Annotated in this window: 17 protein-coding genes, 2 pseudogenes and 1 other annotated feature; of the genes and pseudogenes, 12 read left to right on the forward strand and 7 right to left on the reverse strand. The window is 65.6% G+C overall.

Annotation, left to right across the window (positions count from 1 at the left end; genetic code table 11):
* Window positions 1–1,278: transcriptional regulator (locus SK803_RS43140; protein WP_319972027.1), on the reverse strand; the 1,278-nt coding region annotated here is incomplete at its 3' end.
* A gap of 345 nt (window positions 1,279–1,623) precedes the next feature.
* Between SK803_RS43140 and SK803_RS43145 the strand changes: the two genes are divergently transcribed.
* From SK803_RS43145 to SK803_RS43155, 3 genes are all read left to right on the forward strand, one after another.
* Window positions 1,624–1,881 carry a hypothetical protein gene (locus SK803_RS43145; RefSeq protein WP_319972028.1) on the forward strand — a complete coding sequence of 86 codons (258 nt, stop codon included), beginning with the start codon at window positions 1,624–1,626 and terminating at the stop codon, window positions 1,879–1,881.
* Window positions 1,847–2,746 (forward strand): helix-turn-helix domain-containing protein, encoded by a 900-nt coding sequence (locus SK803_RS43150; RefSeq protein WP_319972029.1) that lies wholly within the window; start codon window positions 1,847–1,849, stop codon window positions 2,744–2,746. Before SK803_RS43145 ends, SK803_RS43150 begins: the two co-directional genes overlap by 35 nt.
* 143 nt (window positions 2,747–2,889) lie before the next feature.
* Window positions 2,890–3,732, forward strand: a complete 843-nt coding sequence (locus tag SK803_RS43155; protein ID WP_319972030.1) for a DUF5753 domain-containing protein — start codon at window positions 2,890–2,892, stop codon at window positions 3,730–3,732.
* 168 nt (window positions 3,733–3,900) lie between these two features.
* On the opposite strand, the gene SK803_RS43160 is transcribed toward SK803_RS43155, so the two are convergent.
* Both SK803_RS43160 and SK803_RS43165 read right to left on the reverse strand, forming a co-directional pair.
* Complete coding sequence (locus tag SK803_RS43160) at window positions 3,901–7,245, reverse strand: ATP-binding protein (protein ID WP_319972032.1); 3,345 nt, start codon at window positions 7,243–7,245, stop codon at window positions 3,901–3,903.
* A gap of 901 nt (window positions 7,246–8,146) precedes the next feature.
* Window positions 8,147–8,977 (reverse strand): hypothetical protein, encoded by an 831-nt coding sequence (locus SK803_RS43165; RefSeq protein WP_319972033.1) that lies wholly within the window; start codon window positions 8,975–8,977, stop codon window positions 8,147–8,149.
* A gap of 364 nt (window positions 8,978–9,341) precedes the next feature.
* Here SK803_RS43165 and SK803_RS43170 point away from each other — a divergent pair, with 364 nt between their 5' ends.
* From SK803_RS43170 to SK803_RS43185, 4 genes are all read left to right on the forward strand, one after another.
* On the forward strand, window positions 9,342–9,821 hold the full coding sequence (locus tag SK803_RS43170) for a hypothetical protein (RefSeq protein ID WP_319972034.1): 480 nt from the start codon (window positions 9,342–9,344) through the stop codon (window positions 9,819–9,821).
* Complete coding sequence (locus tag SK803_RS43175) at window positions 9,818–10,852, forward strand: tyrosine-type recombinase/integrase (protein ID WP_319972035.1); 1,035 nt, start codon at window positions 9,818–9,820, stop codon at window positions 10,850–10,852. Before SK803_RS43170 ends, SK803_RS43175 begins: the two co-directional genes overlap by 4 nt.
* Before the next feature lie 195 nt (window positions 10,853–11,047).
* On the forward strand, window positions 11,048–11,455 hold the full coding sequence (locus SK803_RS43180; protein ID WP_406601667.1) for a histone-like nucleoid-structuring protein Lsr2: 408 nt from the start codon (window positions 11,048–11,050) through the stop codon (window positions 11,453–11,455).
* A 93-nt stretch (window positions 11,456–11,548) separates the two neighbouring features.
* A complete protein-coding gene (locus tag SK803_RS43185; protein WP_319972036.1) occupies window positions 11,549–11,986 on the forward strand; it encodes a hypothetical protein in 438 nt (145 codons plus the stop codon).
* A 388-nt stretch (window positions 11,987–12,374) separates the two neighbouring features.
* Here SK803_RS43185 and SK803_RS43190 read toward each other — a convergent pair whose 3' ends face one another.
* The 4 genes and pseudogenes from SK803_RS43190 to SK803_RS43205 all read right to left on the reverse strand — a co-directional run.
* The gene (locus SK803_RS43190) at window positions 12,375–13,361 is read right to left on the reverse strand and encodes a tetratricopeptide repeat protein (protein WP_319972037.1); all 987 of its coding nucleotides are present in this window, start codon (window positions 13,359–13,361) and stop codon (window positions 12,375–12,377) included.
* 33 nt (window positions 13,362–13,394) lie between these two features.
* A protein-coding gene (locus SK803_RS43195) for an IS3 family transposase (RefSeq protein WP_319972038.1) occupies window positions 13,395–14,638 on the reverse strand; the annotation gives its coding sequence in 2 pieces (ribosomal slippage) (window positions 13,395–14,359 and window positions 14,359–14,638; 1,245 coding nt in all).
* Window positions 14,232–14,360: a sequence feature (AL1L pseudoknot), on the reverse strand. Its footprint overlaps the gene before it by 129 nt.
* A 32-nt stretch (window positions 14,639–14,670) precedes the next feature.
* Window positions 14,671–15,282, reverse strand: coding sequence for a recombinase family protein (locus SK803_RS43200; RefSeq protein ID WP_319972039.1), 612 nt, complete (start codon window positions 15,280–15,282; stop codon window positions 14,671–14,673).
* Between the two features lie 660 nt (window positions 15,283–15,942).
* A pseudogene (locus SK803_RS43205) lies at window positions 15,943–16,582 on the reverse strand (glycosyltransferase); the annotation flags it as partial.
* A 134-nt stretch (window positions 16,583–16,716) separates the two neighbouring features.
* Between SK803_RS43205 and SK803_RS43210 the strand changes: the two are divergent.
* The 5 genes and pseudogenes from SK803_RS43210 to SK803_RS46725 form a co-directional block, all read left to right on the forward strand.
* On the forward strand, window positions 16,717–18,228 hold the full coding sequence (locus SK803_RS43210; protein WP_319972040.1) for a hypothetical protein: 1,512 nt from the start codon (window positions 16,717–16,719) through the stop codon (window positions 18,226–18,228).
* Between the two features lie 412 nt (window positions 18,229–18,640).
* The gene (locus tag SK803_RS43215) at window positions 18,641–20,188 is read left to right on the forward strand and encodes a substrate-binding domain-containing protein (protein ID WP_319972041.1); all 1,548 of its coding nucleotides are present in this window, start codon (window positions 18,641–18,643) and stop codon (window positions 20,186–20,188) included.
* Complete coding sequence (locus tag SK803_RS43220) at window positions 20,185–21,924, forward strand: hypothetical protein (RefSeq protein ID WP_319972042.1); 1,740 nt, start codon at window positions 20,185–20,187, stop codon at window positions 21,922–21,924. The genes SK803_RS43215 and SK803_RS43220 overlap by 4 nt, the downstream gene beginning before the upstream one ends.
* A 20-nt stretch (window positions 21,925–21,944) precedes the next feature.
* The gene (locus SK803_RS43225) at window positions 21,945–22,679 is read left to right on the forward strand and encodes a class I SAM-dependent methyltransferase (protein ID WP_319972043.1); all 735 of its coding nucleotides are present in this window, start codon (window positions 21,945–21,947) and stop codon (window positions 22,677–22,679) included.
* Window positions 22,680–22,729: 50 nt separating this feature from the next.
* Window positions 22,730–25,804, forward strand: a pseudogene (locus SK803_RS46725) (alpha-(1->3)-arabinofuranosyltransferase); the annotation flags it as partial.
* Window positions 25,805–26,521: the final 717 nt, after the last annotated feature.

The following is a 26,521-nucleotide window of genomic DNA, read 5'->3' on the forward strand; positions in this document are numbered from 1 at the left end:
GAACCCGGTGCACTCCATCCGCATCCGGCCGGCCTCGTCCTCCAGCCACCTCATCGGCGCAGACCAGCGCCCAGGATGCATCGGCGATGCCGCCCGTGAACCACCAGCAGTCGCGTCCACATCGCCGCGCCCGAACAACTCCTCCTCCAGCTCTCGCCGAAGCGTGGCACCGATCCGGACATCAGCCCGAGGATCGGTAAGCGGCTGGTGGAAGCCCTTCGGGATGACCGCCAGCTTCCCAGCGGCGTTCACCACCTGGTCCGACCGCGTCTGCACAATCAACGCGTAGTCCGCAGCACCTCGGAACGGGTCCGTCGGCCGCGCAATCGCCACAAGTGACAGAACACCACCCGCACAGACGCGCCCAGCGACATCGAGCACAGCATCCATGTCCGGCAAGTACTTGTCCCGCAACGGGTGCAGCGCACCGGAACCGCTCGCCACCGAATCCGCCAGCTCCGCTTCGAGCAGATCCATCGTCAGCGCGTACTCGACAAAGCTCCCCACGTCGACAGTCCCGCCGATGCCCCGTGCGGTCACGTCGATTTCCGCCAACCGGTACAGCGGCAGGTTCGCGAACCGCACATCAAGAGCCGCGGCCATCACGAGCCGTTGGACAGCCGCTTCCGCACAACCTGCGTCTAAGGCAGGTGCCGCCCCAGGTCGCTGTACGAGGGCAAGCCGCTCGTTGCCAGCGTCGAGCGGCAGCCCGATGTCGCTCCATTCGGCCCGCATGAAGACGCTGGTCTGCACATCCAAGTCCAGGCAACGGACCCCGAACGTGTCGTTGGTTCGGTAGTACCGCCTCATCACGTCTGCGACCTGACGCCGTCCGACCCCTCCCCGCCGTGCCCGCTGCCCCTGCCCCTGGAGCACCCCAACCTCAGCAAGCTTCAGTCCGATGCTCACCTTCGCCGCGGACGAACCTGACAGCCAGCCGGCCGCGCCGTCCAGCCACTCGAACGCACCCGCCAAGCGCGAATGAGCCGACGCACCAACCGCACCTCCCGCAGGACCGTGCTCCACCGGCGGAGACAACAACACCTCGACCGTCGCGCCAAGCATGCTCTCCAGCAGCCGGGCGGTGCTCGCCTTCACCTGGCCAAGCGACTCGCCAGCAGACCGACGACCAGCGACAAGCCTCTGAAGGTGCCGAAGCCCGAGCGTCCCAGGCTCCCGATGCTCACGGGCGTACAGCTCGGCTTCCTCGACGAACTCCTCCAGCGTCAGCCGACGTTCCCATATCCGCTGCTCAAGCACGGTGCGAAACGTCCGCATCGCCCCTCCTAACTCCCCAGGTCGAATCAGGACGTCCCAGGTCACACGCAGGCCGTACCGCTGATCGAGCGCTGATGAAATCCTGATTTCAGTCTGACACGCCCACTCAACACCCGTCAGACCGTCCGGTGACGTGAGGACTCCGCGTCCGCCTCAGACACGTCACCGGACATCCCAAAACGCACGCCTGCGGAAAGGGAGTCGCCATGACCGCGATCACGGTCGTCTTCGGCCTTGTAGCAGCGGCGACATGGTCATGGGTCATCGGCGACCACTTCGACTGGTGGCAACGAGCAGCCTCACGCCGACGTCACCAGAGCTCTAGCCACTAGGCCGGATGCTCAGATGGACGGCCTCACAGCCGAAGCGCTCGGCGAGAAGTGGTTGTCGCTCACCAACGAGCAGCGCTCCGAGTTGCTGTCACAGCGACGCGAGAACCAGCTCAACGAGAAGACCCTCGACGAGGCGCCCACCAACCACGGCAAGAACGAACAGCCCTCTAGGAACGCGGGCACACCGATGCCGATCTTCTCATCAAGTCCTTCGCACCAGAGCAAGGAATTCGGACATGCCCAAGAGGTACTCCACCGCACGCGGCCGTGAGTTCGGCGAGAGGCTGCGAGCGGCCATCGCGCAAGCGGGCATGACCTCTCGACAACTCGCCGACCTGCTGGGCTGGCAGGAGGCCAAGGTCTCGGACATGGTGAACGGCAAGGGAGGCGTCACCACGCTGGAACTCGCGGTGGTGCTCGGCGTCTGCCGAGTCCCTGAGTCTGAGCGCGAGTATCTGCTCGGCCTCTTCCCTGCTACAGAGCTGAACGGCTGGTGGCAGCCACACGGCAAATGCACGCCAGTCCGATCACACACAGCCCACATCAACCTTGCCGCGGCCAAAACCCTCGTTAGCTGGCATCCGCACGCGATCCCGGATCTCCTCCGGACAGCTGACTATTCCCGTCACCTGTTGGCCGCTTCCGCCACCGTACCGGCGACCGAGTTGGACGAGAGGCTGCGCGCGCTGCATGGGATGCAAGAGCTGCTCCGAAACGGTCTCGACTGCACCTTCTTCATCCACGAGTTCGCGCTTGAACTTCAAGTCGGTGAGCGCGACGAGCACGTCGCTCAGCTGCAACACCTCATGCGCATGGCGAACTGGAAGAAGATCAGGATCCTGGTCCTGCCCGCGGCGGTCGGCGCGCATGCCGGCATGGCCGGACCGTTCACCCTGCTCAAATTCCCGAAGTACCAACCGCTGATCTGGACCACGACAGAGAACTCCAGCCTCTTCGTCGAAGAGGAGCGCGCGGTCGAAGGCTACGAGACAGTCGTCCAGGCGCTCAACGAGATCAGCCTCGACGAGGACCAGTCGATGAAGTGGATCTCCCGCCGGTACGTGCGCCTCCAGGAGTCCGAGGGAGCCGAAGACCTGATCCGCGAAGACGAGGACGAGCCCTTTCCGCCGCTGTAGGCGAGAAGCGCTTCGCCACCAAGATGAGAGCGAGCAGAGTGATGTCCGAGGCCGGCTGGTACGCCGCCGCTACGAACCACGAGGTCCCTGAAGCCGGCAATCCCGTTCACGACGGCACCAAGTCGTGAGGTGTCAATTCCCTCATGCCTAAGGACTTCCGGGCTACCGCGCTTGAGCGTGCTGTCGGTCGAAAGCTGTCCGGGTGGCGAGACGAACGCTTCCTCAGTCTCGTCGAAGCAGGCAACCGTGTCGGCTTCAGCAGCGCCAAGTTGTCCATGATGGAGAACGCGATACAGCCCTCTGCTGTCGTCGACATCATGGCGCTGGGCTACGTCTACAAGGTGCCCACACCCGAGTGGCAGTTCGTGATGTCGCAGGCGCAACACGCTGCGGACCTGAGAGCAGCCCGGCAGCCGCACGCAGCCATCTTCGACCCGGCCGAGGACCTTCCGCTTCTGATTGCTGACGCGACTCGACTACGGACGTTCGCCACGGACACCGTACCGACCATCTTCCAACTCTCCGACTACACCACGGCAACGACACAGCGGGACGACCCGTCCAAAGCAGCGCAGCTCACGCGCGTCAGGGAGATATGGGCGACCCGGTCAAGCGGCGACGACCCCCTAGCTGTCGAGGCAGTTCTCCCGGAAGCGGCGCTGCAACAGGTAGTAGGTGGCAGACGTGTACTGAAGGCACAACTGCTTCACCTCATGGAAGTGAGCGAGTTGCCAGAGGTAATCCTCCGCGTGGTGCCGCGCTCAGCTGGGGCTTATCCCGCGACGAGCTGTCGGTTCACGTGGTTGTGCTTTCCGCACCGCCAGCACAACGACGTGGTGTACACAGAGACGTTCCTGCGCTCGGAGTACGTCGAAACCCAAGCCCAGGTCGAACAGGTGGCGGAGAGGTTCTCCGCGCTGCGGACATTATCTCTAACCGAAGGCGAGTCGTTGGAGCTCATCGCGGAAGCCGTCACGCGTCTGTAGCCGGCATACAAGACAGGCAACTCGGTGATCGCACGTTTCGAACTCGATACAAGGTTGATTCCAAGACACAATACTATACTTACCACAGAAAAATAGCCGAGAACATTCGGCCCTACAGACGCAAAATGTCCAACCATCACCATTACCCGCGAGCCCCGCCCCTGTATTTTAGGAAACGGGCAAAACTGTTCGCTGAACTACTTGAAGTTCATCCGCGACATCCTTCAGGTTCTGACGACTTAGATCTGACATAAATCGGACCGACTGATTCCAGATCCCTGAAGCCAAGAGTTGCATTATTAAAATCTCTCGCCCATCGTCCACGCTGCGGCGCAACATTTCTGCCAGCACTAGGCTCTTCTCGGCAGGATCAACAAAAAGCGGCAAGACGCGCCAAGCCAGCTCAAGCTTTCCAGCTTTAGCAGCAGCTACTCCGAGATATGACAACACATAGTCATCAGCATAGCCTTCGGTATAGTCGGCCATCACGATGGCTTCGAGCGTGTCAATAAGATCGTCAACGCTGTCCGAGTCATCTCTTTCCGAGACAAACTCAATCACCTGACCAATAGCGGCACTCTGATAGATGATTGAGTCAATTGACAGCGCAATCGATTTCGCGCGATCAATGTCACCTGCCAGCGCAACCACGACGGCCAAACTCTCTTTCGCCTGCCGCAGAAAGCGGGCGCTGGAAATTGAGTCCACGAGATGCTCAACGCGTTCAAGCGCCCCTGTCAGGACGTCGTCGTCTCCGATGTTGACCGCAGCGGAGGCGACCTCCGTAAGCGCTTGAACCTCAGTCAAGGCTCGACGGTGCATCGCGTACTGCACCGCTTCGGCCAAGTACGACTTTGCCAATGAATAGTTTCCAAGTCTTGCCGACAACTCTGCTACCGAAGCAAGAACCTTACTCCGATCGGACCATTCAGTGGCGGCCCGCGCATGGATCACGGCCTCCTCGATTAGATTCACGATCCTCAAGTCTGCCAGGTCTTGACTTGCAAGCTCGCGAGCGATTCCAGCGGCAGCCTCTGCCCGGAACCACGGCTCGTCAATGTCACTAAGAATTTCGACTGCCTGCTCTACCCGACCAGCAGATGCGCACTGAATTGATATTTTTCGGACATAGTAGCCATGGAATGCTTTCAAAGAAGGATCTTTCAGCATCTGCTTCAGCTGAATAATACTCCGGTCGACGCCCTCGGCATCACCTATCCGATGGGCCGCTAACATAAGCTCACTTATATTCGAAGCCTGCATACTTGCATTTAAAACGGACCTTGCCGTGTTCTCCGACTCAATCAGAAGCCGTATCGCCGCTTCACGGTCCCCTGACGCTCGATACGCGTCCGCCAGCAAAACAAGAGCCTCTGCCCTACGGGCAAGATCCAATATTAATCCGACAATGCGGGAGGCTCGTGCAAGATCTCCTGATTCAATCGCCGCCTGAACAACCTCAATAGGGGCTGGAAGATACCCACCATACTTCTCCATGGGCAGTTCCAGGAGGAGGTTTTCTGCGGTCTCAAGCAACCTATCAGCGAGAGCTGTATCTCCTTGACGTAAGGCTTCACGCGCAACCATTCCGCACGCAGCAATTCTAAAGATTGCAACTTCAATATCGCCCACAAGGTCGACCGCACGATCGAGGTCGCCCATTTTCGCAACGCCACCCGCAATATAGAGCGATTCCTCGTATGTTGCGAAACGGCCCGCAAGATCGATCGCACCAATATCAGCAAAGTACTTTGTGAGCCACTCGGCACATTGCTTTCTTTCGTACTCGTCTGACGCCGACTCGGCGATGACGATCGCTCGATCTGAGAAGCTTCGAGCCTTGGCCTCATCACCAGGACCATAATGTCTAGCTAAGGACAGCAACATTTCCACCTGATCATTGGGGTCATCAGACCGATCAGATGCGATCGATTCGGCGCGACTCAAGAGATCTGCCGCAGACTTTCCGCGGTCAAGTTTCAATGCTGCCACTGAAACACTAATTAGTGCATCCACTTCGATCGCAGGAATATAGACAAGCTCTAGCAGATCCATACATCGATCAATTTCCCCAAGGTGCGCAGCGGCCTCGATAACGTATCCTAAGGCCCAGTTCTGGTCCCCGCTGTCCACCATAGATCGAGTAAAATACTCCGCCTGGTCTAGAAAAGTATGAGCAGCTTCAAATTCTTCCGCGTCAAATAGAACAACCGCAAGCGAAGACAAGGCACCAGCGCGCTCTTCGGGCCGTGTTACAGAATTAGCCAGAGACTCCGCTCTACTAACATTTCCGAGCTTCAGCCATAGGGCAGGCAAGTCGTCAGGAATGTTCGTATTGCGGTCACGAAGATGGTCGCGATGAATAGCAAGCCTCAACATCTCTATTAGATCCGGCGGCACGCTGCGCAAAAGCAAATCTTGTACTGTAGCAATCTCGGCGAGCGCCACTACGTCGCCGCCGGCTAAGTCAAGCAGGCGGTCCTGCCTTCTTACATCGGTCACGCAGGACATCATCCGACCGAGTTCGCTAATGGATTTCAGCAGCGAGAAATATCCTCTTAGAAGGTACTCCGGAGTCGTAGACGGCCAACCTCCGTCGGCATACCCGTCCGCCCAATCGTATATTTTCGCTCTGTACTGTGCGAGCCTGGCAGGACCAATCATCTCTAACGCAAGCGCGTACAGTTCCTCGTGACCGAGAATGTATACTTCCGGCGCCAGGCCTGGACGGTAGTGCGCGTCTCTACGATCGAAACTACGGCCAGCAACCGTGCTCAAATGTTCATCGATGAGCCACTTTGGTTGCCCAGTAAGTTCGGCGAGGTCCGCCGCTGTCAATCCACCACCAGAGGCAGTAAGTACACCTAGCAGATCCTGCTCCCACGCATCACCAAGGATCAGCTTTTTCAAGTCCCGCACCATCTGATCTCTTACTGCTTCGGCATGCACGGAAGGGACAAGTTCCATAACAATAGATTCATCCCTCAAAGGATGATGCTCAGGAACCTCAGCCGGAATAGGCGGATTTGGCCGCCCAGAGACAATAATTCGCATTTCGTGGGGAGGAACCACTGGAAGCAGACCCGCGATACTGTGCGTGTCGCTGCGATCTTCATCCAAACCATCAACCAGGAGAACAAGGTGCTCGCCACGATCCTTACAGGACTTGGCCGCATCCTCTAGCAGCCCCAGGAGGTGTGGTTCCCTATTCGAATCGGTAAGGAAAGGAGGATACTCTTCGCCAAGTATGCAAAGCAATTGCTCCAAAACATTCTCCATAAATGCAGAGCGATTGTTTTGTCCGGCGAGCCGCGCAGTGATAAAGAAGGACACAATTCTGACGTTCTCAGGCGGATGCAGCACAAACCACGCCATTAGGGCAGATTTGCCCGACCAGGCTTTTGCTCGCCACCATCGATACTTCCCAGCTTCACCGAGAGACGTGCAGAACTCTGCCAGCGCGGCCAGCTCGACTTCCCTCCCAATCAGATTTAGCGGAGCAATTCGCTGCACTTGGTGTTCATACCGCGTTCGGACAGGCTTTTTTACGCCAATATTGATGTCGCCGATGTGGACGCCGGAGTTCGCGTAACCTTCAGACGCACTCGCAGAGCCACTTTTCGAGACCTCGATCTTATCGGCTTGCCGCCCACTCATTAGTCAGCCAATCACTCTTTAAATTTATGCAGAAAGGTCGTTTACTCGAACCGAATTCCAGTATTGGCGCTACCGCCATCCTCTGAATGTGCATCTCCTGTGCGCCGTACCTTTGCCTGCTGGTCGCTGGCGCTGCCTGATCCGGCGATTCCCGTATTCGCCTGGCCACCCTTACTGGTCGCGTTTCCACTGTTTGAGACGCTTTGGCTCCTAGGCCGGCCAGTGCCTCTCAAGGCTGCCCAGACGGCCACGCCGATGGCCGCTACTGCGGCAAGGGCCGAGGCAATGGCTGCCACCCGGTTGGCATCTTCCCACCGTGCAGTAGCGAACCATCCTCCTAGCCCAGCGACCAGCACACATGTTGCGATCAAGACGATGCGACCTGGGTTCATAGAAGGAACATCGCACGTTGGCACTCAGACGTGACAGGCAGGCACGTGGTTGATAGGGCCAACAGGCTCTATCGGTGACCGGCTGGTCGCCTCGACGCACGCCTGCATCTCGCGCTCGTGAACAGGCTGGCTTAGAGACGCCGATCCGCGCAGCCAGAGGTCACGGACGAGCGAGCTCAGCGCACCCCAACGAAGCCTGCCCTGCGTGTAGCACCTTCCGATACTGCGAGCGGCTCCTCGGACGCCGCACGCTGCGCCGCCGCATCTGTAGGCCAGCACCGAGCCCACGAACGCGTGGATCTCCGCGGCACTTCTCCCGACGTGTTTCGGTACCCCGCTCAGCTTGGCTTGAGCCAACGTCGCTTTCAGGCGGGGTTTGAATCACCAGCCTTCTGAGCGGCCCACGGCGTTCCGTCCTCGTTGATCCGGACGGGCGCCTCGGAGCCGCAGCGCCGCCATCGGTAGCCCTCGATATCAAGGAAGGTGAACGTCACCTTCAATAGTCCCTGACCAGATCGCACATGTGGCCATACATTGCCGACCACAGCGAGGTCGACGATCTCCTCGCCGCCAGGCGCAACGACAGCTGCGATCTGGCGCGGAAGCTGCATGGTGGATATTGGCTGCGCAAGCCAGACGGGATGAAGTCCACCGTCAGGGGCCAGCATGTCGACGTCTTCGAGCACAACCTCAAGCACCGGGGACGGGCTGTAGTTCGCGATCTTGACGCCGCAAGTGACGATCGGCATCTCCTTCGTGAACCCAGGTTCGCCCATCGACTCGTACCCAGGCCCAGCCACCACCGCACGCGCCCGCGCAGCGTGCCGCTCGGCTTCGTCCTCAAGCACCTTGAGCCTCGCAGCGGTGTCGGCTCGCGCCGCAGCGGCGAGTTCGGCCTGGTGCTTCTTCCGGTCACGCCGCATAGCTCCCAAGGCCAGGCCGACCGCGAGGAGTGCACCAATCCCGCCGGCCCACTGTCCCCAGGCCGCGAACTCGTCTGTTGGCCAGTGCCACCAGATAAAGTCCACAATGGACTGCTGCTGCAACACGATCCCGATAGCGGCGTCATTCGGCATCGCCGAAGGGTAGACGGTCACCACCATGCAGCTGGTGCCGTTGGGCACGGCAGAACACTGCACGACTACGTGTCCGTCGCGGTCGCGGGTGGATGCCATCGCAAGATCGGCGAACGACATCGTCCAGTCCCGTCCCACTCAGCCGACATGCGAAGGGCCACAGGCGTGGCTCTGCTCCATCGGATGGGACAGGATCTATCACCCGTCCCATCCTCACAACTGCGCCATCTTCGCAGGTAGGAGCCAGATTGCGGCCGTCCCCACAACCCGTCCCGATTCGAGCCCTACAGGACGGCAGGGACGGATGCCACATGCCCTGAGCAGCCTAAATCAGGCGTGTGTTTAGCGAGCAAGATCGTCCTCGGACACCAGCAGTGGGGAAGTTTCCCCGGTCTCAGCAAGACAGTCGAACCAGGGTTCCAGGCAAACGGAACCCTGGTTTTCGCGCGCTCGCACAGCTCCCCTGCCGGACGGGGTGAGGCCCGTGTCTGAGCCGATCATCCGCACGCTTGACCTCACCGCGATCGCGGTTCCAGCCCGGCCTGACAACAGCGGTTCCGCGACCGCGGAGATCCAGCCCGTATTCGTCCGGGATCTCGCGCGGACCGCCTCGCCGAGATCTCCGCTCTCCCTCGACTTCGCCACGATCGACGACCACGGCCGTTTCAGCGGCCGGGCCGTCCTGCGCGAGTTGAGGTGGACCACGCACACCGAGCTCGACTTCGTTCTGCGTGAATCCACCGTCGTCATCCGAGAACGCGCCGGAACCGCGGTGCGGGTCACATCGCGCGGGTTGATTCATGTTCCGCTGGCGATGCGTCGATGGCTGTCGTGGGAAGCAGGACATCGCATCCTGCTCGCTTTCTCTTCTCGAACCAAGGTTCTTGTCCTTGCCGACGCTTCGGTTCTTGACGACTTCGCGCACGCCAACTTCGCCGCGCTTTTCGAGGTGACTACTCCGTGACGATCACCGAACCCGCAGCCGCACCTCCCGCGGACCGACTGGCCGCAGCGCGGCTGATGTTGTCGAGCCTCGGCATCAGCGTCGAAGACCTCACCTCGACTCCGACTGAGACCAAAGAGGTGCCGACGTTCAACGTATACATACCGATGGTCGAGGCTGCGGTCTCGCCTGGAACTCTCCGGGTCTACGGCTCGTACTGGAAACGCATCAACGAGCGGTGGGGCGAACGCCGCCTCGACGAGCCCACCGCGACTGAGATCGCCGGCCTCGTCGAGCACACCAAACAGAACCGCGTCCAACGCAAGAACGGCCGCGGCGGCAACTGCGCGGGCGAGCACATGGTTGCGGCCTTCCGTTGCCTCTACAAGTTCGCGGTCATCGACGACTACATCACCGCCGCGAGCAACCCTGCCGCCAAGGTACCCAAGCCCCGACGACTGCCTTCCAATCGTCGAGGCTTGCCGGCCAATCAGGTCGACGAACTCGTGGACGTGGCCTCCTCGACCGGAAACGATCCCGCCCTCGACGCGCTGATCGTGCGGTTCCATCTCGAAACCGCCGCCCGGCGAGCCGCCGCGCTGAAGCTCCGGCTCCGCGACATCGACGAACAGCAATGCCTGCTGCTTCTCCACGAAAAGGGCGGCGCGGTCCGGTGGCAACCTGCCTCGCCGACACTGATCGCCCATCTGCTGGACCACGCTCGGAGGCGGGGCTGCGTGGATCCGGAGAGTCGCGTGCTGCGAAACCTCAACGGCAATCCCATCACCACCAGGCGATACGACGGGCTTTGGGAACGGTGCCGCAAGCAGATTCCGTGGGCTGACCGGCAGCAGGTCGCCACGCACTGGCTGCGATACACGACGCTTACGTTCGTCGAGCGCAGGTTCGGTCTCGCCGTCGCGCAGGCCTATGCAGGACACGAGACCAAGAACGACGCCGTCACCACCACGACGTACGTACGCGCCGGCATCAACGAGGTCGCCACTGCGCTCGCAGCTCTCACCGGAGAGCCGCATCCACTGGCGATCTGATGACGACGACCACGTAGCAACGTCAACCCACCGCTCCATCCCTATCCCTATCGACCTGGCACGAGGCCCCCGGACTTCGGTTCGGGGGCCTCGCCCGTCGTGTCCGCAAACCCGGCGGCGCATGGTCGCCGCATCAATCCGGTGCCGAGGCCGATCTTTGGTCGCCAACCGAGTGACAACACGCGGCGAACTCGGTTGATCTTGCTACTGTTCTCGCTCACCCAGCCCCGCGAGGAAACGGACAAGGTCATGGCGCAGAAGGTGCTCGTCCAGCTCATCGATGACCTCGATGGCACCACCGCCGAGGACGTAGAACCCGTGAGCTTCGGCCTGGACGGCGTCACCTACGACATCGACCTCAAGCCGGACAACGCCACCAAACTCCGGGACGCCCTCGCCGATTTCGTCGCCAGCGCGCGCAGCACCCGCGGCCGCGCCAAGAAGTCCCCGAACGCCACCCGCACCGTTGTGGCCGAGTCCCGCACGAAGGAACAGACCAAAGCCATCCGCGACTGGGCCAAGGCCAACGGCCACGAACTCTCCGACCGCGGCCGCATCCCCACGCACGTCATCGAAGAATTCGAAAAGGCGCACCGCGCATAGGGCCTGACCACCCACAACTGCCAGCGTGTTTGTGCGGCGACGTGCCTCACCGTAGTCGCGCCCGGCTCGGGCTTCGCCAATACGATCGGCCGCATGATGGGTGAGAGCACCGACGACTCTGCTGGCAACGGCGATGCCTCCATCAACGACCCGCTGCTCTCGACCCCGGCAGCCAGGCTGATGGCACTCGCGATGGGCACCGGCACCAGAGTGTTCGACATTCCCGCGGCACGCAGTGTCGGACTTGCGGGCCTCGTCGGCGTCAGCTCCGACCAGAACGGCGAGCCGCAGGGCTCGATCGGGCTCACCGACGACCTGCGCGCCGATGTGCTGGCGTTCGGCCTAGCGGTGCTCGTCGGCACGCCCGAGGTCCTAGCCGAAAGCCCGGACGGAATCCTCGGAATCAGCAGGCAGCGACTCCCCCAAGCCGACAACGGCCCCGGCAACCTGGCCTGGCACATGTTGCAAACCTGCGGACGCGAGTCACCGTCGACGACGTTCCGCCTCATGATCATCCAACCCGACGAGTAGATCCGCTCCTCGAACGGCAGACGACCCAACAAGCCACTCAGACCACAGAAGTGCAGCAGCGGATCGCGCCGCTGCGCCACGACAGCGGCCAGTCTCACCACAGAGATCAGCCCCGTACGCACTGACTGACCGCTACTGGAAGCCATTCAGACGGTCCGCTGCAGCATCCAGCCAACTCACTAGGTCTTCGAGACCGAGCAGCTTCCCGACGACTTCATCGAGAAGCTCGGCGCTGTCGGGCAGGCTCTGCAGCTGCGCCTGCAAACGCTGCTGACCGGCGGTCGGGGTTCAGCACGCGAATGTGCCGTCGGTTCCGCGCGCACTTGCCCATGACCGGACGCTGGCGGTACTCGTGGGATGTCGCCTGCAGACCGGTTGGGAGCAAGATCTAGTCGGTCAAGGACGCCAGGTTCGAGCGGACGGTTTTCGTTGTTGGATGATCTTGGCCGAGGATCCGCTCGCAGTCGGTGAGGGTGGCTTCGAACAGCGCGATCGCCCGGCCCAGATCACCCGCCGACTCGTAGGCGCCCGCGAGGTCGTTGCGGGAGACCAGCGTGGCCGGGTGGTCGAGGCCGAGGACCCGCTCCCGGTCGGCGAGAGTGGCTTCGTACAGCGAAATCGCCCGGCCCAGATCACCCGCCAACTCGTAGGCATGGGCGACGTTGTTGCGGGAGCTCAGCGTGTCTGGATGGTCGGCACCGAGGAGGTCTTCGTATCCACGGCTCGCGTGGGTGAAGTAGGTGACGGCGGTAGCGATGCTGCCTTGATCGGCAAGGTAGAGGCCGAGTTGGTCGAGAAGTCGGCAGGTGGTGGGGGTGTGGGTGTCGGGGGTGGTGTGGTCGAGCAGGGCCTGGGTGTGGGGTAGGACGGTCTGGTAGCGGGGCCACGACACAGGCAGGAGGTAGTCGTGGCCGTCGATGGCCTCGGCCAGGCTGGTGGTGGCGGCGTCGCGGGCGGTGGTGATGTCCTCGGGCTGGCGGTGTGGCTCGGTCGGATCGGGGGCGCGGGTGACCGCCTGAACTACGCGGTGCACGCTGATGGCGTCGGCGGTGAGGGTGATCATGCTGTAGGCGGCCAGCCGGCGCAGCGCGTCCAGCAGATCCGGTTCTTCGGCTGCTCCGGCCAGCAGTGTGCGGGGAATAGCATCTGGTGCGTACCAGGCCAGCTGCCGCAACAGCGTGCCCGCCAGCGGGGTATCGGCCAGCCGGTCGAGGGTGACGTGCCATACCCTGGCCATAGTGCGCCCGGCGTCACCGCCCTCGCCGGTCGCGGTCAACATCCGCGCCGGGAACCGCGCCAGCAGGTCCAGGTAGGCCGCAGGGGTGATGCAAGTCTGGGCGAGGTAGGCCGCCGCCTGCTCGACCGCCAGCGGCAACCTGTCAAGCACCGGGTTTGATGGAGGGTGTGATTACCCGCTCGGTGTCGGGACGGGTGCGGTTGTGTGGTGATGGTTGGTCTCGTGTTCCACGGGCGGGATCAGGCCGAGTTCACCGTGCAGGCGCCGGTGGTTGTACCAGTCGATGTACTCGGCGACCGCGATCTCGAGGTCGTCGGTGCCGCGCCAGGGTCCCTTGTTGCGGACCAGTTCGGCTTTGAAGATCGAGTTGAACGCCTCGGCCATGGCGTTGTCGTAGGAGTCTCCTTTGCTGCCAACGGATGCGACCGCGCCGGCCTCGGTCAGACGCTGGGTGTAGCGCACTGCGAGGTATTGCGTTCCGCGGTCGGAATGGTGAATCAGGGCGCTGGTGTCCTGCCCGGCGCGGGTGCGGGTCCACAGCCCCATCTCCAGGGCGTCGAGGGCCAGGTCGGTGCGCAGTGACGTGGACAGCTGCCAGCCGACCACGCGGCGGGAGAACACGTCGAGCACGAACGCGGCGTAGACCCAGCCGCTGAACGTGCGGATGTAGGTGATGTCGGCGACCCACAGCCGGTTGGGCGCCGGGGCGGCGAACTCCCGCTTGACAAGGTCTGGGCGCGGGTCGCTACTCTTGCCGCTGCGCGTGGTGCGCGGGGTCTTCAGCCGAGAAATCCCTTGCAGCCCAGCGGCTTTCATCAGGCGGGCGACGGTGCAGCGGGCGACCGGACGGCCCGCGACCCCGCCCTGGCGGCCCAGCTCGGCGTAGATCTTGCGCACGCCGTAGACGCCGTAGTTCGTCTCGTGCACCTCCTTGATCTTCTCGGTGACCACCGCGTCGCGGACCGCACGTGCCGAGGGCGGGCGGGAGCGGGCGGCGTAGTAGGTGCTCGGAGCGATCTTGACGCCGGCCTGGGTGAGGACGGCACAGATCGGCTCGACTCCGAACTCGTGCTTGTGGGTGTCGATGTAGTCGATGATCAGCGGGAGGGGCGGTCTAGCTCCGCCGCGAAGAAAGCGGACGCGGACTTCAGGATCGCGTTGGCACGGCGCAGTTCCCGGTTCTCCCGCTCGAGCTGCGCGATCCGCTCCGCATCACTGGTCGTGGTGCCCGGCCGGTCACCGGCATCGATCTCCGCCCGTTTCACCCAGGTCCGCAGGGCCTCGGGGTGGATCCCGAGCTGCTCGGCGATCCGCTTGATCGCCCCGGTCGCGGCGGCCGGGTCCCGGCGGGCCTCCACGACCATCCGGGTCGCCCGCTCACGCAGCTCGTCTGGGTACTTCTTCGGTGGCGCCATTGCTCCTCATCATCCAGGCTTCATGGTCTCCATCAAACCCGGTACGGAACACCACCATCAACCAACCGATACCCATACGGCGGACGACCACCCAGAAACCTGCCCTGCAACCGCGTCTGGGACCACATCGCCGCCAGCACCCGCTGCCGCGCCCGCGCCACCTCACGCTGCGCCTGCGCACCCAACAACACCATCAACGCCTCATGCACCGGACTGCCGAGTTCCACCGGGCCGCCTGCTTCCGGCAGCCATACCTCGACACCCAGTGCGTTCAGCCGAGCCACGACCTCGCGGAACTGATCGCCGTGAAACGCACGCTCGTACTCCCCCACCACGACCGCATCGAAGTCACGATCAGGATCTGCAGCGACGGCCAGGAGCGCCGCTGCCTCTGGACGGTCTTGCCACGACCACCGCCGCGACACGCCCACATCAAAGAACTCCGCGACAACCGAACCGATGCCGTCGATCAGCTCATCTGACACCGCACGCTGCCACGCACGAGACGTATGCACATCTTGATAGGTGCTCGTCGACATCCGTCCGTAGAAGGCAAAACGCAGTCCAGGTCCCACAGACGGCGCTTCAGGACGGCGATGTCCCGTCAACGCGGTGAGCAGTTCAGCGTTCGTCAGCGTGGCCACGATCAGCTCCCTCGATCAAAGCCGAGACTCGGGAGTCGGAGACACCATGACGGCGGCTGGAGCTTGCTCCACCCGAACAGCCCAACGAGGCTGCTCGTGACCGCGCAGCTCCGTTCACCTGGGCGGCCGGTGCCGCGCCAGCTGCCCGCCGCGTTCATCGGCCGCGCGGCTGAGCCGGCCAAGCTCACCGCCGCCTTGGACCAAGTTCAACGCGAAGTGTCTTGACCTGGCGTTCCATGATCGCGTTCATGCGGGGCATCCGGACGCCGGTCGGCACCGTGTCGATCCCGGCGGTTCCGAGGATTTTGTCATCAACGCGGGCTGTTTGACGTCGCGGATGAGGATGAGGAATCTGATCCGCGTGAGGTATCCGGTGTCTTCGAGGTCCATGAACATGTTGCGGATGGCATAGGTGACGCAAGCATGGATCGACCCGATCCTGACCAAGCCCTACGGCGACCGCCTGCGAAGATCAGCAAGACGTACGGGTACATATTCCGCTCGCTGTACGTCCAGGCAGCGACGAGTAGGCCGCCACCGTGATGCGTCAATTCCATCTCGCAGGAACCATCGCCGTGCAAGTGGACGATTGTCTGCGGCTCGCGGGCGGCCAAGGTGCACTTATGTACTGAGGCGGACGGTAGCCGACAACTACCACAACACGCGCAGTCCGGCTCGCTCGGCGAGCACCAGCAGTTCGGTGTCGACGAACCAGCCGGTGTCCTCGACGTGGGGCAGCAGTCCACGGGCGACGTCGGCGCGGATGGCCTTGAAGCCGCACTGCGCGTCGCTGAACCGGGCGGCCAGGGTGCTGCGCAGGAGCACGTTGCAGCACCGGGAGATGAACTCCCGCTTGGGACCGCGCACGACGCGGGCGCCACGCGCCAGCCTGCTGCCGATCGCGATGCCGGAGTGACCGGAGGTCAGCGCCGCCACCAGGGGAGGCAACGCGGCGAGGTCCGTGGACAGGTCGACGTCCATGTACGCCAGCACGGCGGCGTCCGATGTGGACCACACCGCCTTGAGCGCACGGCCCCGGCCCTTCTCGGCGAGGTGCACCGCCCGCACCTCGCTCAGCTCGTCCGCCAGTGCGTCGGCGATCCGCTGTGCCGTCCGTGCTGGCGTTGTCGGCGATGGTGATCCGGAACGAGTGCGAGAACCGTTGCGTGAGATGCGCGTGCAGCTTCCGCACGCAGGGCGCGAGGTCGTTCTCTTCGTTGTAGACGGGGACCACCACGTCGAGCACAGGTGCGGTGGTGGCCGTCGCCGTGGTTTCCGGAGCGGGCCTCGCGAGGCTCATGCGGCCAGGGTCTGCAGCGGAGATTGGCGCCCGATGTGGCGGAGTTGTGCGGAGGCTGTGAGGGCCATAGACAGCCGCCGTTCTGGGGCCGGGCCGAGTCGTGGCAGTGATCAGGGCCACGCAGGCTGGCGTTCATGCGAGCTGGGGTTTTCCTGCGCTGGGTGGCGCATCCACTGACTGTTGGGGCCACTGCGGTCCTGTTGCTCAACGACCACGTCTTCAAACAGGCGTGGCCAGGTCTCGTCACCGGCAAGCTCAGTGACGTCGCCGGACTGGTGGTGGCACCGGCGGTGCTGGGGCTGCTGTTCGGCCTCTTCCGCGCCGGCCGGATCGGCGCCGCGGCGGCGACGCTGCTGACCGGCGCCGGATTCGCGTGGGTCAAGCTGACCGGCACGGGCGCCGAGGTCGCGTCGGCGGTGTGGTCGGTCGTCAACGGGCCGTCGGTCGTCCTGGCCGACCCGAGCGACCTGGTCGCGCTGCCCGCGCTGGGCCTCGCCTGGTGGACCTGGCGGCAGGTGGTGGAGGCACCGCCGCTGCCGGACCGCCCTGCCCACCAGTTGCGGGTGATCGTCGCGGTGCCGTTCGCGGTGCTGGCGGTCGCCGCGACCTCGGCGCCGGCCTACACGCTCCCCTCGGTCGACTCCGTGCAGCTCGTGGGCGAGCAGGTGGTGATCGAGGTGAACACGCGTTTCTACGGTTCCAGCTCCGGTGTCGGCGACTGGACGCCGCTGCCGGAGACGCCGTCTGGACCGTTGTCAGGGCACCGGCAGTTCGAAGCCTGCGCGCCCGATGACGCCGCACACTGCTACCGGGTGCACGGCGACGGTGACGTCGACTTCGAGGACGACACGCCACGCGGCGGCCGTCTGCTCGGCGTCGACGAATCGACCGACACCGGCCGGACCTGGCACACCGCCTGGGAGGTGCCCGCCGCCCGCTGGCCGTTCGTCAAGCGCCAGCACCCGTTTCCCGGCGGGATCGACCGCCTGTCGGAAGTGGCCAGCGTGGACGTCCTGGTCCGCACCGTCCCAGGTGGACACGAGGTGATCGTGGCCAACGGCGTGGAAGGGCTGGCGGTCCGCAGTGCCGACGGTGTTTGGCGTCGCGTGCCGGTCGTGGTGGCCGGGCTGGACATCCGCCCCGCGCCGCTCACCGGGTTCGGCCAGGTGATCGGAGACGACGTCAGCAACGCCACGATGATCATCCTGCTCGCCCTGCTGATCGGGATGTCGGTCGCGGCCGGCCGCAGCCGTGCCCGGCTCGGACACGTGCTCGTCGCGGTGCTACCACTCGTCTTCCTCCTCGTAGCGGCCATCCCGGTCACCGGCGCGGTGGTGTTCTTCACCTCCAACTCCGGGATGTCGACCGCGCCCAAGCTGGTGCTCGCGCTGTGCCTGATCGGTGTCGGCACCGGTCTCACGATGGCGCAGGGCGCGGTGCGCCGGTCCCGTGCGGCGGTGGTCAGCGCCGCCGCCATGGTGACCGGTCTGGCGTTCCTCGGCCCCTTCCTCGGCTGGACCGTCGGCCTTCCTCCCGAGCGCGGGACCGCCATCCAACTCGGTCTGATCCTCGCGGCGGGAGGTCTGGGCCTGGTCATCGCGGCCGGCTGGTGGGCCGCCCGCGGCCAGAGCCGACCGGTGAGCTGATCCCGGCGGAAACCGTGGTGGGCCAACGAAGTCAGCGGCGGAGCTCCTCCGCGTCGATCGGCAGGTAGGTCTGCTCCCGCAGGTACTGCTCCAGCCGGTCGGCGACCTTCCGCCGCCACCGCTCGACGTCGCCGTACAGCTCCTCGAACGTGTGCCGCTCGATAAGTCATCGCTGCACGTCATGCGGCGTATCTGTACTCGTTGATGAGTCCGCCGAGGATCTCGGCGCGTAGCAGCTTGCGGGTCTTGATGTCGTGCACGACGGCGGGTTGCTCTCGAGTCTCGAGTGGTAGCTGGCTGCGGGCCTGATGCGGTCGGTGCTCGTTGTAGTGGATCTCTCCAAGATCAACTTATCTGCGAAACTCGGGCTAGGCTGCCTCGACCAGTCAGCGGCGACGAGGGGTTGGGGTCTGTGGCTCGGCGTTCTGACTCACCGGTGGTGATCCTGAGCATCCTGCTCGTGCTTTCACTCGCCGGGTGGTTCGGCTTCGACTACCTGCACGAACGGCTCTCCTCTTCGAGCTGTGACACGGTCGCCACGCTCAGCGTCGTGGCCGCGCCGGGCATCGCCTCGGCCGTGGCCCGCGTGTCGGAACAGGACGGTGCCGCGTGCTACCGAGTCGAGGTGATAGCGCGAGATTCCGCTGAGGCCGTCGGGTCCCTCGCGCAGGCCAAACCTGATGTGTGGATCCCGGAGTCGTCCCAGTGGCTGCTGCGCGCCCAGCGGCGGGGTGCGTGGGACATCCCCGTCACGGGCCCGTCGATCGCGTCCTCGCCCATCGTGCTGGGGCTGACCGAGACCGCCGCGCGGCAGTTCGGCTGGCCAGAGCGAACGCCCACCTGGGCCCAGGTGTTCAGCGGCGAGCCGGCGATCGGATTCGTCGACCCGGCCGTCGACCCGGCAGGCCTGTCGGCGTTGATCGCCACAGGTGAGCTGACCGGATCCGCTCCGGACCCGGCCGGTTCCTATGCCCTGACGCTGCGCAAGCTCACCAAGCACGCCGTCCAGAAACCCGCCGAGCTGTTCGATCCCGCCCGGCCACTGGACGGCGTGGTGACACCGGAATCGGACTTGGGAAAACACGGTCTGGTCGGGGTGTACGCCGATCCCGCCGTGCCTTCGCTGGACTACCCGTACGTCGTCCTGCCCGGTCCCGATCAGAGCAAACGTGATGTAGCGCAACAGTTCCTGAGCCGCTTGCTCGACCAGACCTCTGCCGGGCAGTTCGCCGAGGAGGGCCTGCGCGGGCCCGACGGGCGGGCGCTCGGGGGTTCGAGCGCCGCGGTGGTCCGACCGGTCGCCCCTCCCGCCGACCCCGACCAACTGCTCAACCAGTGGGCGGCGGTCAACCGCAGCGCCCGGATGCAGGTGCTGCTGGACGTGTCCGGGTCGATGGCCCAGGGCGTCCCCAAGGCCGCCACCGACCGGATGACGCTCACCATCCGGGCCGCCGAGTTGGGCATCAGGCTGTTCAAGCCGACCACGAAGATCGGTCTGTGGCGGTTCTCCACCAACCTCGACGGCGACAAGGACTACAAGGAACTCCTGCCGGTGCGGCCGGTGGGTGAGCTCCTGGCCGACGGCTCGCTGGACGAACTCCGCAAGGTCAAGGCGATCCACAACGGCGCCACCGGCCTGTACGACTCGGTGCTGGCCGCCTACACCTCGGCCCGGGAGAACTGGGAGCCGGGCCGGATCAACCTGGTGGTGGTGCTCACCGACGGCAAGAACGAGGACCCCCAAGGGATCAACCAGGAACAGCTGCTCGCCCAACTGGCCGAGTTGCAGGACCCGAAACGGCCACTGCAGATCATCGGCATCGGCATCGGGCCGGACATCGACCCGGTCGAGCTGCGGGCGATCTCGCGGGCGACCGGCGGCGACGCCTACACCACCGAGGACCCGACCAAGATCGTCGACGTGTTCTACGCAGCGATGGGCAGGTTGCTGGAGACGTGACCACCACCACCGAACCGCGGCAGATCGTCCTGGCCTGGCCCCGGCCGATCACCCTGGCCGCGGTCGCGATCGGCGTCATCCCGTTCGCGATCCACGCCTGGATGGCGTTCAACGGCTACTTCGGGCACGACGACTTCGTGATCCTGCACCGGGCGGCGGCCCACGGGCCGTTCGACCTCGACTACCTCTTCCAGGACTACAGCGGCCACCTGGCGCCCGGCATGTTCCTGCTGGCGTGGTTCATCACGGCGGTCGCGCCGCTGAGCCACGTGTTCGCCGTGTTCCCCCTGCTCATGATGCTCGCGGTGGCGTCCGTGCTGTTCTGGCGGGTGCTGACGCGGTGCTTCGGGTCGCGCTGGACACTGCTGTTGCCGTTCGCGGTGTACGCGTTCTCCCCCCTGATCCTGTACCCCACGCTGTGGTGGGCCTACGGCGTGCAGCTCTTCCCGTTGCTGCTGACCATGTTCGGCGCGATCAACGCGCACCTGACCTACCTGCGCACTCGCGCCACGAAGCAGGTCGTCATCACCCTGCTGTGGACCGTCGCCGGGCTGGCCTTCTACGAGAAGGCGGCGTTGTTCATCGCCGTGCTGTTCGGGCTCACGCTGCTGCTGGGCGAACGGGTGCCGTGGCGGGTGTGGCTGGCGCACGGGGTCCCCCTCGTCGCGTTCGCCGTCCTGTTCCTCAGCCTGACCACCAGCCGTGTCAAGAACGACCTGCCGTCCGCGTATTCCATTGTGGAGTTCGTCGGCCTCGCGATGGTGAACACCTTCCTGCCGGGGTTGTTCGGCGGCCCGTGGACCGGCCCCGCGCCCGGCGCGACCATCTCGACGTCACCGCTGTGGCTGCGCCTCACCGTGGCCGCGGTGGCCGTGGTGGTGATCGTGGGCGGACTGCGCAAGGCGCCGCGGCGTGCTGCGGCGGCGTGGCTGATGCTGGCCGGGTACTTCGCGGTCGACCTGGGGCTGGTGATCGTGACCAGGCTGCCCGAGATCGGGCCACTGATCGGCAACGACCCCCGGTACATCGCTGACGCGGTGCCGATCGCCGTGCTCTGCGCGACGTTCGCGTTCCTCGAACCGGGCGAGCGCACCGGCGGCCTGAAACGGCCGGTCGTGCTCGGCCTGGTGACGCTGCTCGGGATCAGCGCCACGTTCAGCTTCCTGTGGCTCGCACCGGGTCTGCGGTTTGCCAAGTCGGAGCAGTACGTCAGCACCGCGCGTGCCGCGCTGACGGCGAACCCGTCGATCGTGCTTTACGACACGCATGTCCCGAGCGAGGTCATCTCGGAGTGGTTCGTCTACGACGGCCTGGCATCCAGGGTGGTCGGTCTGCTCCCTCAGCGGCCGAAGTTCGACCAGCCTGCGGAGGAGATGTTCCTGCTGGACGACAACGGATCGCCGCAAAGGATCACCGGCGTCAAGGATCCGGTCGTCGGCAGGAAAGGTCCGGTGGCCGACTGCGGCTACCCGGTCGGCGGCCAGGTCGTGACGATTCCGCTGAGCAGCCGGGTGGAGGGCCGTCGGCTGCTGCGGATGGAGTACTACACCTCCAGCGCGGGCCCGGTGCGGCTCGCGCTGGGAACGGTCGCCCAGGAGGTGAACCTCGTCGAGGGCCTGCACGTGCTGTACGTCGTCGTCGTGAACAGCGGCTCAGACCGGCTGGAGATCAACCGCGGCACCGAAGTGGACCCGATGTGCGTTGTGGACGTCCGGATCGGTTCCCCTGCGACGTGACCGGACCTAGACTCCGCCGAATGACATTCGACCAGGTGCGCCGCGACTGGACCCGGCTCGGCGAAGCGGATCCACTGTGGGCGGTGCACGTGGCGCCGGACAAGCGCGGCGGCCGGTGGGAGGTCGACCAGTTCCTCGAACTGGGGCGCCAGGACGTGGCGGTCGCCCGTGAGTGGCTCGCCGGGCTCGACCTGCCGGTGACCTGGCGGCGGGTGCTGGACTTCGGGTGCGGGGCCGGGCGGCTGTCGCAGGCGCTGGCCGAGCACGCCGACGAGGTCGTCGGCGTGGACGTCTCGCCGCCGATGCTCTCCACCGCCGAGAACCTGGACCGCAGCGGCGGGAAGTGCCGGTTCGTCCACAACGACACGCCAGATCTGCACCGGTTCCCCGAAGGCGATTTCGACCTGGTCTACACCGAACTGGTGTTGCAGCACCTGCCGCGCACGGCGATCGAGGGCTACCTGGCGGAGTTCATGCGCGTGCTGCGTCCCGGTGGCGTGGCGGTGTTGCAGTGCACGACGAGTCCGTTGTGGACGCTCAGGGGCATGCTCTGGCGGTTCGCGCCCTACCGCCTGGTGGCCTGGGGGCAGCGCGTCGTGCTGCGCTACCCGGCGCCGATGCGGATGACCGCGCTGGCGCCGGACCGGCTCCGCGCCGTGGTGGCCGAGCACGGCGGTGAGGTGGTGGACAGCGTGTCCGAGGACATCCCGGTCAGCCACTGGCGGTCCACGAGATACGTCGTCCGCAAGAGGTGACGCGCGTCAGGGTGGCCGTGGGCTTGCACCGCAACCCCACGGCGTGGGTCATGCTGGGTCTCACGCTGCTGTCGTTCCTGCAACGCCCCGGCCGCACGACCTTCGACACCAAGCTCGACCTCGTGGTCGACCCGCTGGCGTTCCTTGGCCGCGCGCTGCACCTGTGGAACCCCGCGGCCAGCGGTGGCGAACTGCAGAACCAGGCGTACGGCTACCTGTTCCCGATGGGGCCGTACTTCGCGGTGTGCCAGGTGCTCGGGCTGCCGCCGTGGATCTCCCAACGCCTGTGGTGCGCCCTGCTGCTGTGCGGCGCGTTCGGCGGTGTCCTCGCGGTCGCGCGGGCGCTGCGGATCGGCACCGCCCCGGCGCAGTACCTGGGAGCCGTCGCGTACGCGCTGGCGCCGCGGATGCTCACCGAGATCGGCCCGCTGTCGGCGGAGATGGTCGCCGCCGTGATGCTGCCGTGGATCCTGCTGCCCTTGATCAAGGCCGACCGGATTTCCTCGCCACGACGGGCGGCCGGCTTGTCCGGGCTGGCGGCCCTCGGCGTCGGCGGGATGAACGGCGCGCTGGTGCTCACGGTCCTGCTGCTGCCCGGTCTGTGGCTGCTGACCCGGCAGTGGACCGCGCGGCACGTCCGGCTCGTGCTCTGGTGGTTCGCGTCCGTGATGGCGGCCGTGCTGTGGTGGTTGCTGCCGCTGATGCTGCTCGGCGAGTACAGCCTGCCGTTCGTCGACTACGTCGAGTCGGCCGCCAACACCACGGCGCCGACGTCGCTGTTCCAGGTCCTGCGCGGTACCAACCAGTGGGTGGCCTACGTCGTGCAGGGCAGTCCGTGGTGGCCCTCCGGTTTCATGCTGGTCGACAACCCGGTCCTGATGCTGGCCACCGGGCTCCTCGCGGCGGCCGGCCTCGCCGGGCTGGTCCGCCGCGGACTGCCGGAACGGCTCTTCCTGACGATCGGCGTCATCGCGGGCGTCGCCGTGATGACCATCGGCTACGTCGGGGCGCTCGACAGCCCGCTGTCCCACACCGTTCGCGCCCTGCTGGACGGTCCGCTCGCCCCCCTGCGCAACGTGCACAAGTTCGAGCCCGGCCTGCGGCTGCCGTTGATGCTCGCGTTCATGCACGCGGTGTCACGCGTCCGAATCCCGGCCGCCGCGACCACCGCGGTCGCCGGCAAGGTCCGGCTCGCCGTCGGCGTCCTGCTGGTGGCAGTGATGGCCATGCCCGCGTGGACGCTCACGTTGCGGCCGGGGCCGGGATGGCAGGAGATCCCGGACTACTGGCGTTCCGCGATGACGTGGCTGGCCGACAACGACCCGCACGCCCGCACCCTCCTGCTGCCCGGCACCGGGTTCGGCGAGTACACCTGGGGCAAGACGGTCGACGAGCCCGCCCAAGCGCTGGCCCGGTCACCCTGGGCGCTGCGCAGCCAGATCCCACTCGGCTCGGAGGGCAACACCCGGCTGATGGACGCGGTCGAGGACGCGCTCGCCGACGGGCGCGGCGCACCAGGACTGGCCGACTTCCTCGCTCGGTCCGGGCACAGGTTCCTGTTGGTGCGCAACGACATCGACCGGGTCGCCACCGGTGCGCCACCGGTCACGATGATGCGGGACGCGCTGGCCCGCTCCGCCGGGATCGAACGCGTGATGACGTTCGGCCCGGTGGTCAAGCCGGGTGACCAGCCGGTCGTCAACTCGATCGACCTCGACGCCGCGCCCGCGCCCGCGTTGGAGATCTACGAGGTGAAGCGGTCGGTGCCGCGCGCGGTCGCGGTGAACGCCGAGGACATCGCGACGGTGAGCGGTGGGCCGGAATCCCTGTTGCCGCTGCTCGACTCGGGAGTGCTGCGGGGAGATCGTCCTGCCGTGCTGGCCGGTGACGGCGGCGCGCCCGAGAGCCGGGACTGGCTCGTCACCGACGGGCTGCGCCACCGGGAGCGCAACGTCGGGCGGGTGCGCGACAACCTGAGCCAGACGCTCGCTGCCGACGAGCGGCCGAGGCAGAACCGACCGGTGTCCGACATCCTGCCGTTCACCGGTCCGGAGCACCTGACGGTCGCGGCCTACCGCGGGATCCGCGGGGTCACCGCGTCGAGTTCGGCCGGGTTCGCGGACTCCGTCCGCGCCTCCGACCCGTCGTCCATGCCATTCGCCGCGATCGACGGAGATCCGTACAGCGCCTGGCAGTCCTCCACCCTCGCCGGACCGGCCGAGCAGTGGCTCGAAGTCGGCCTGGACACGCCGCGGGTCGTCGACCAGGTGACGCTGCGGATGGTCGACGACATCCGGGTCGGCTGGCCGGTCACCCGGATCAGGATCACCACCGACTCGGGTTTCCGCGACCACGAGGTCGCCAGAGGCGCCGCGGAGCAGACGTTCGCGGTGTCGCCTGGGCTCACGAGCAGGGTCCGGGTCACCGTGCTGTCGGTGGCGGCGCAGTTGACCAGCGGCTCCGTCGGCATCGCCGAACTGTCGGTGCCCGGAGTGACCGCCCAACGGGCGTTGCGGGTGCCCACCGACGTCCTGCCCGGCCCCGAACAGCGGACGACCTTCGCCTTCAGCCGCGGCCCTCAGCCGCGCTACTCCTGCACCGGCACCGACGGCGACCAGCGGTGCGACGTGGGACTGGCCAGGAGCGGCGAGGAACCCGACGGGATCCACCGGCTCTTCCGCACCCGCGACGACTCCAACTACCGTCTCGAAGGGACGGTCCTGCCCACCGTCGGCGGCACCCTCCCTGTCGCCGCACCGGGGTTGACCGTCTCCAGCACGACCCACTTGGCCGGTGACCCGGCCGCCGCGCCTCTGGCCGCGGTCGACGTGAACCCCACCACGACGTGGATCGCCGACTACACCGACGAGGAACCCACGCTGCGCCTGGCCTGGCCCACCGCCCGCGACGTGACCGGCTTGCGGCTGACCACGTCGGCGCTGTCTGGCGCGTCCCGCCCGACCGAGGTGCAGATCACCACCCCGGAGCTGAGCCGGACCGTGCCGGTGTTCTCCGACGGCTCGGTCGACTTCGTCGCGACCACCGACCGGCTGGACATCACGATCAAGAAGAGCGAAGGGGTTCCCGACCGCGTTCCGGGACCGGTGGGCATCAGCGACGTCGAGATCGTCGGTGCGCCCGATCTGGTGCCGCCGATCCCACTGGACACCCCGTTCACCGTGCCGTGCGGCTCCGGCCCGGCCGTCACCATCGACGGAACCGCTTACGCCACCACGGTTTCCGGCACCCTGCGGGACGTGTTCCAGCACCGTCCGCTACCGCTGGGCACCTGTCGGGACCTGGTCGAAGGCGTCGACCTCGGAGGCCGGGAGCACGAGGTGAGCACAGCTCGATCGGCCTCCTTCGTGGTGCAGGACCTCACCCTGCGGCCCAGCACCGCGGCCGCTACCGAGCCGACGCCGGGTCACCGCGCGATCGACTTCGAGCGGTGGGGTGCCGCACACCGTCAACTGCGGGTGGCCGCCGGGCAGGCCGCGGTCCTCAGCATCCCGGAGAACGCCAACGACGGCTGGGTGGCCAAGGTGGACGGCGAGCCGCTCGCCCGCACCAGGATCGACGGGTGGCAGCAGGCCTGGGTGCTGCCGGCCGGTGGCGTGACGACCGTGGTGCTGGACTTCGAGCCCGACACCACCTACCGGCAACGGCTTCTGGTCGGCGCCGTCGCCGCGGCGCTCCTGCTGTTGGTCACGCTTGTGCCGGTGCGCAGACGGGTCCGGATCACCACGTCCCCCGCGGGCAAGCGGTGGGTGCCGGCGGTGCTGGTGGTGCTGCTCGCGGCCGTCGGCGGGATCCTGCCGGTCGTCCTGCTGATCGCGAGCCTG

Source organism: Lentzea miocenica (genome assembly GCF_033949945.1).
GTDB classification, from domain to species: domain Bacteria; phylum Actinomycetota; class Actinomycetes; order Mycobacteriales; family Pseudonocardiaceae; genus Lentzea; species Lentzea miocenica.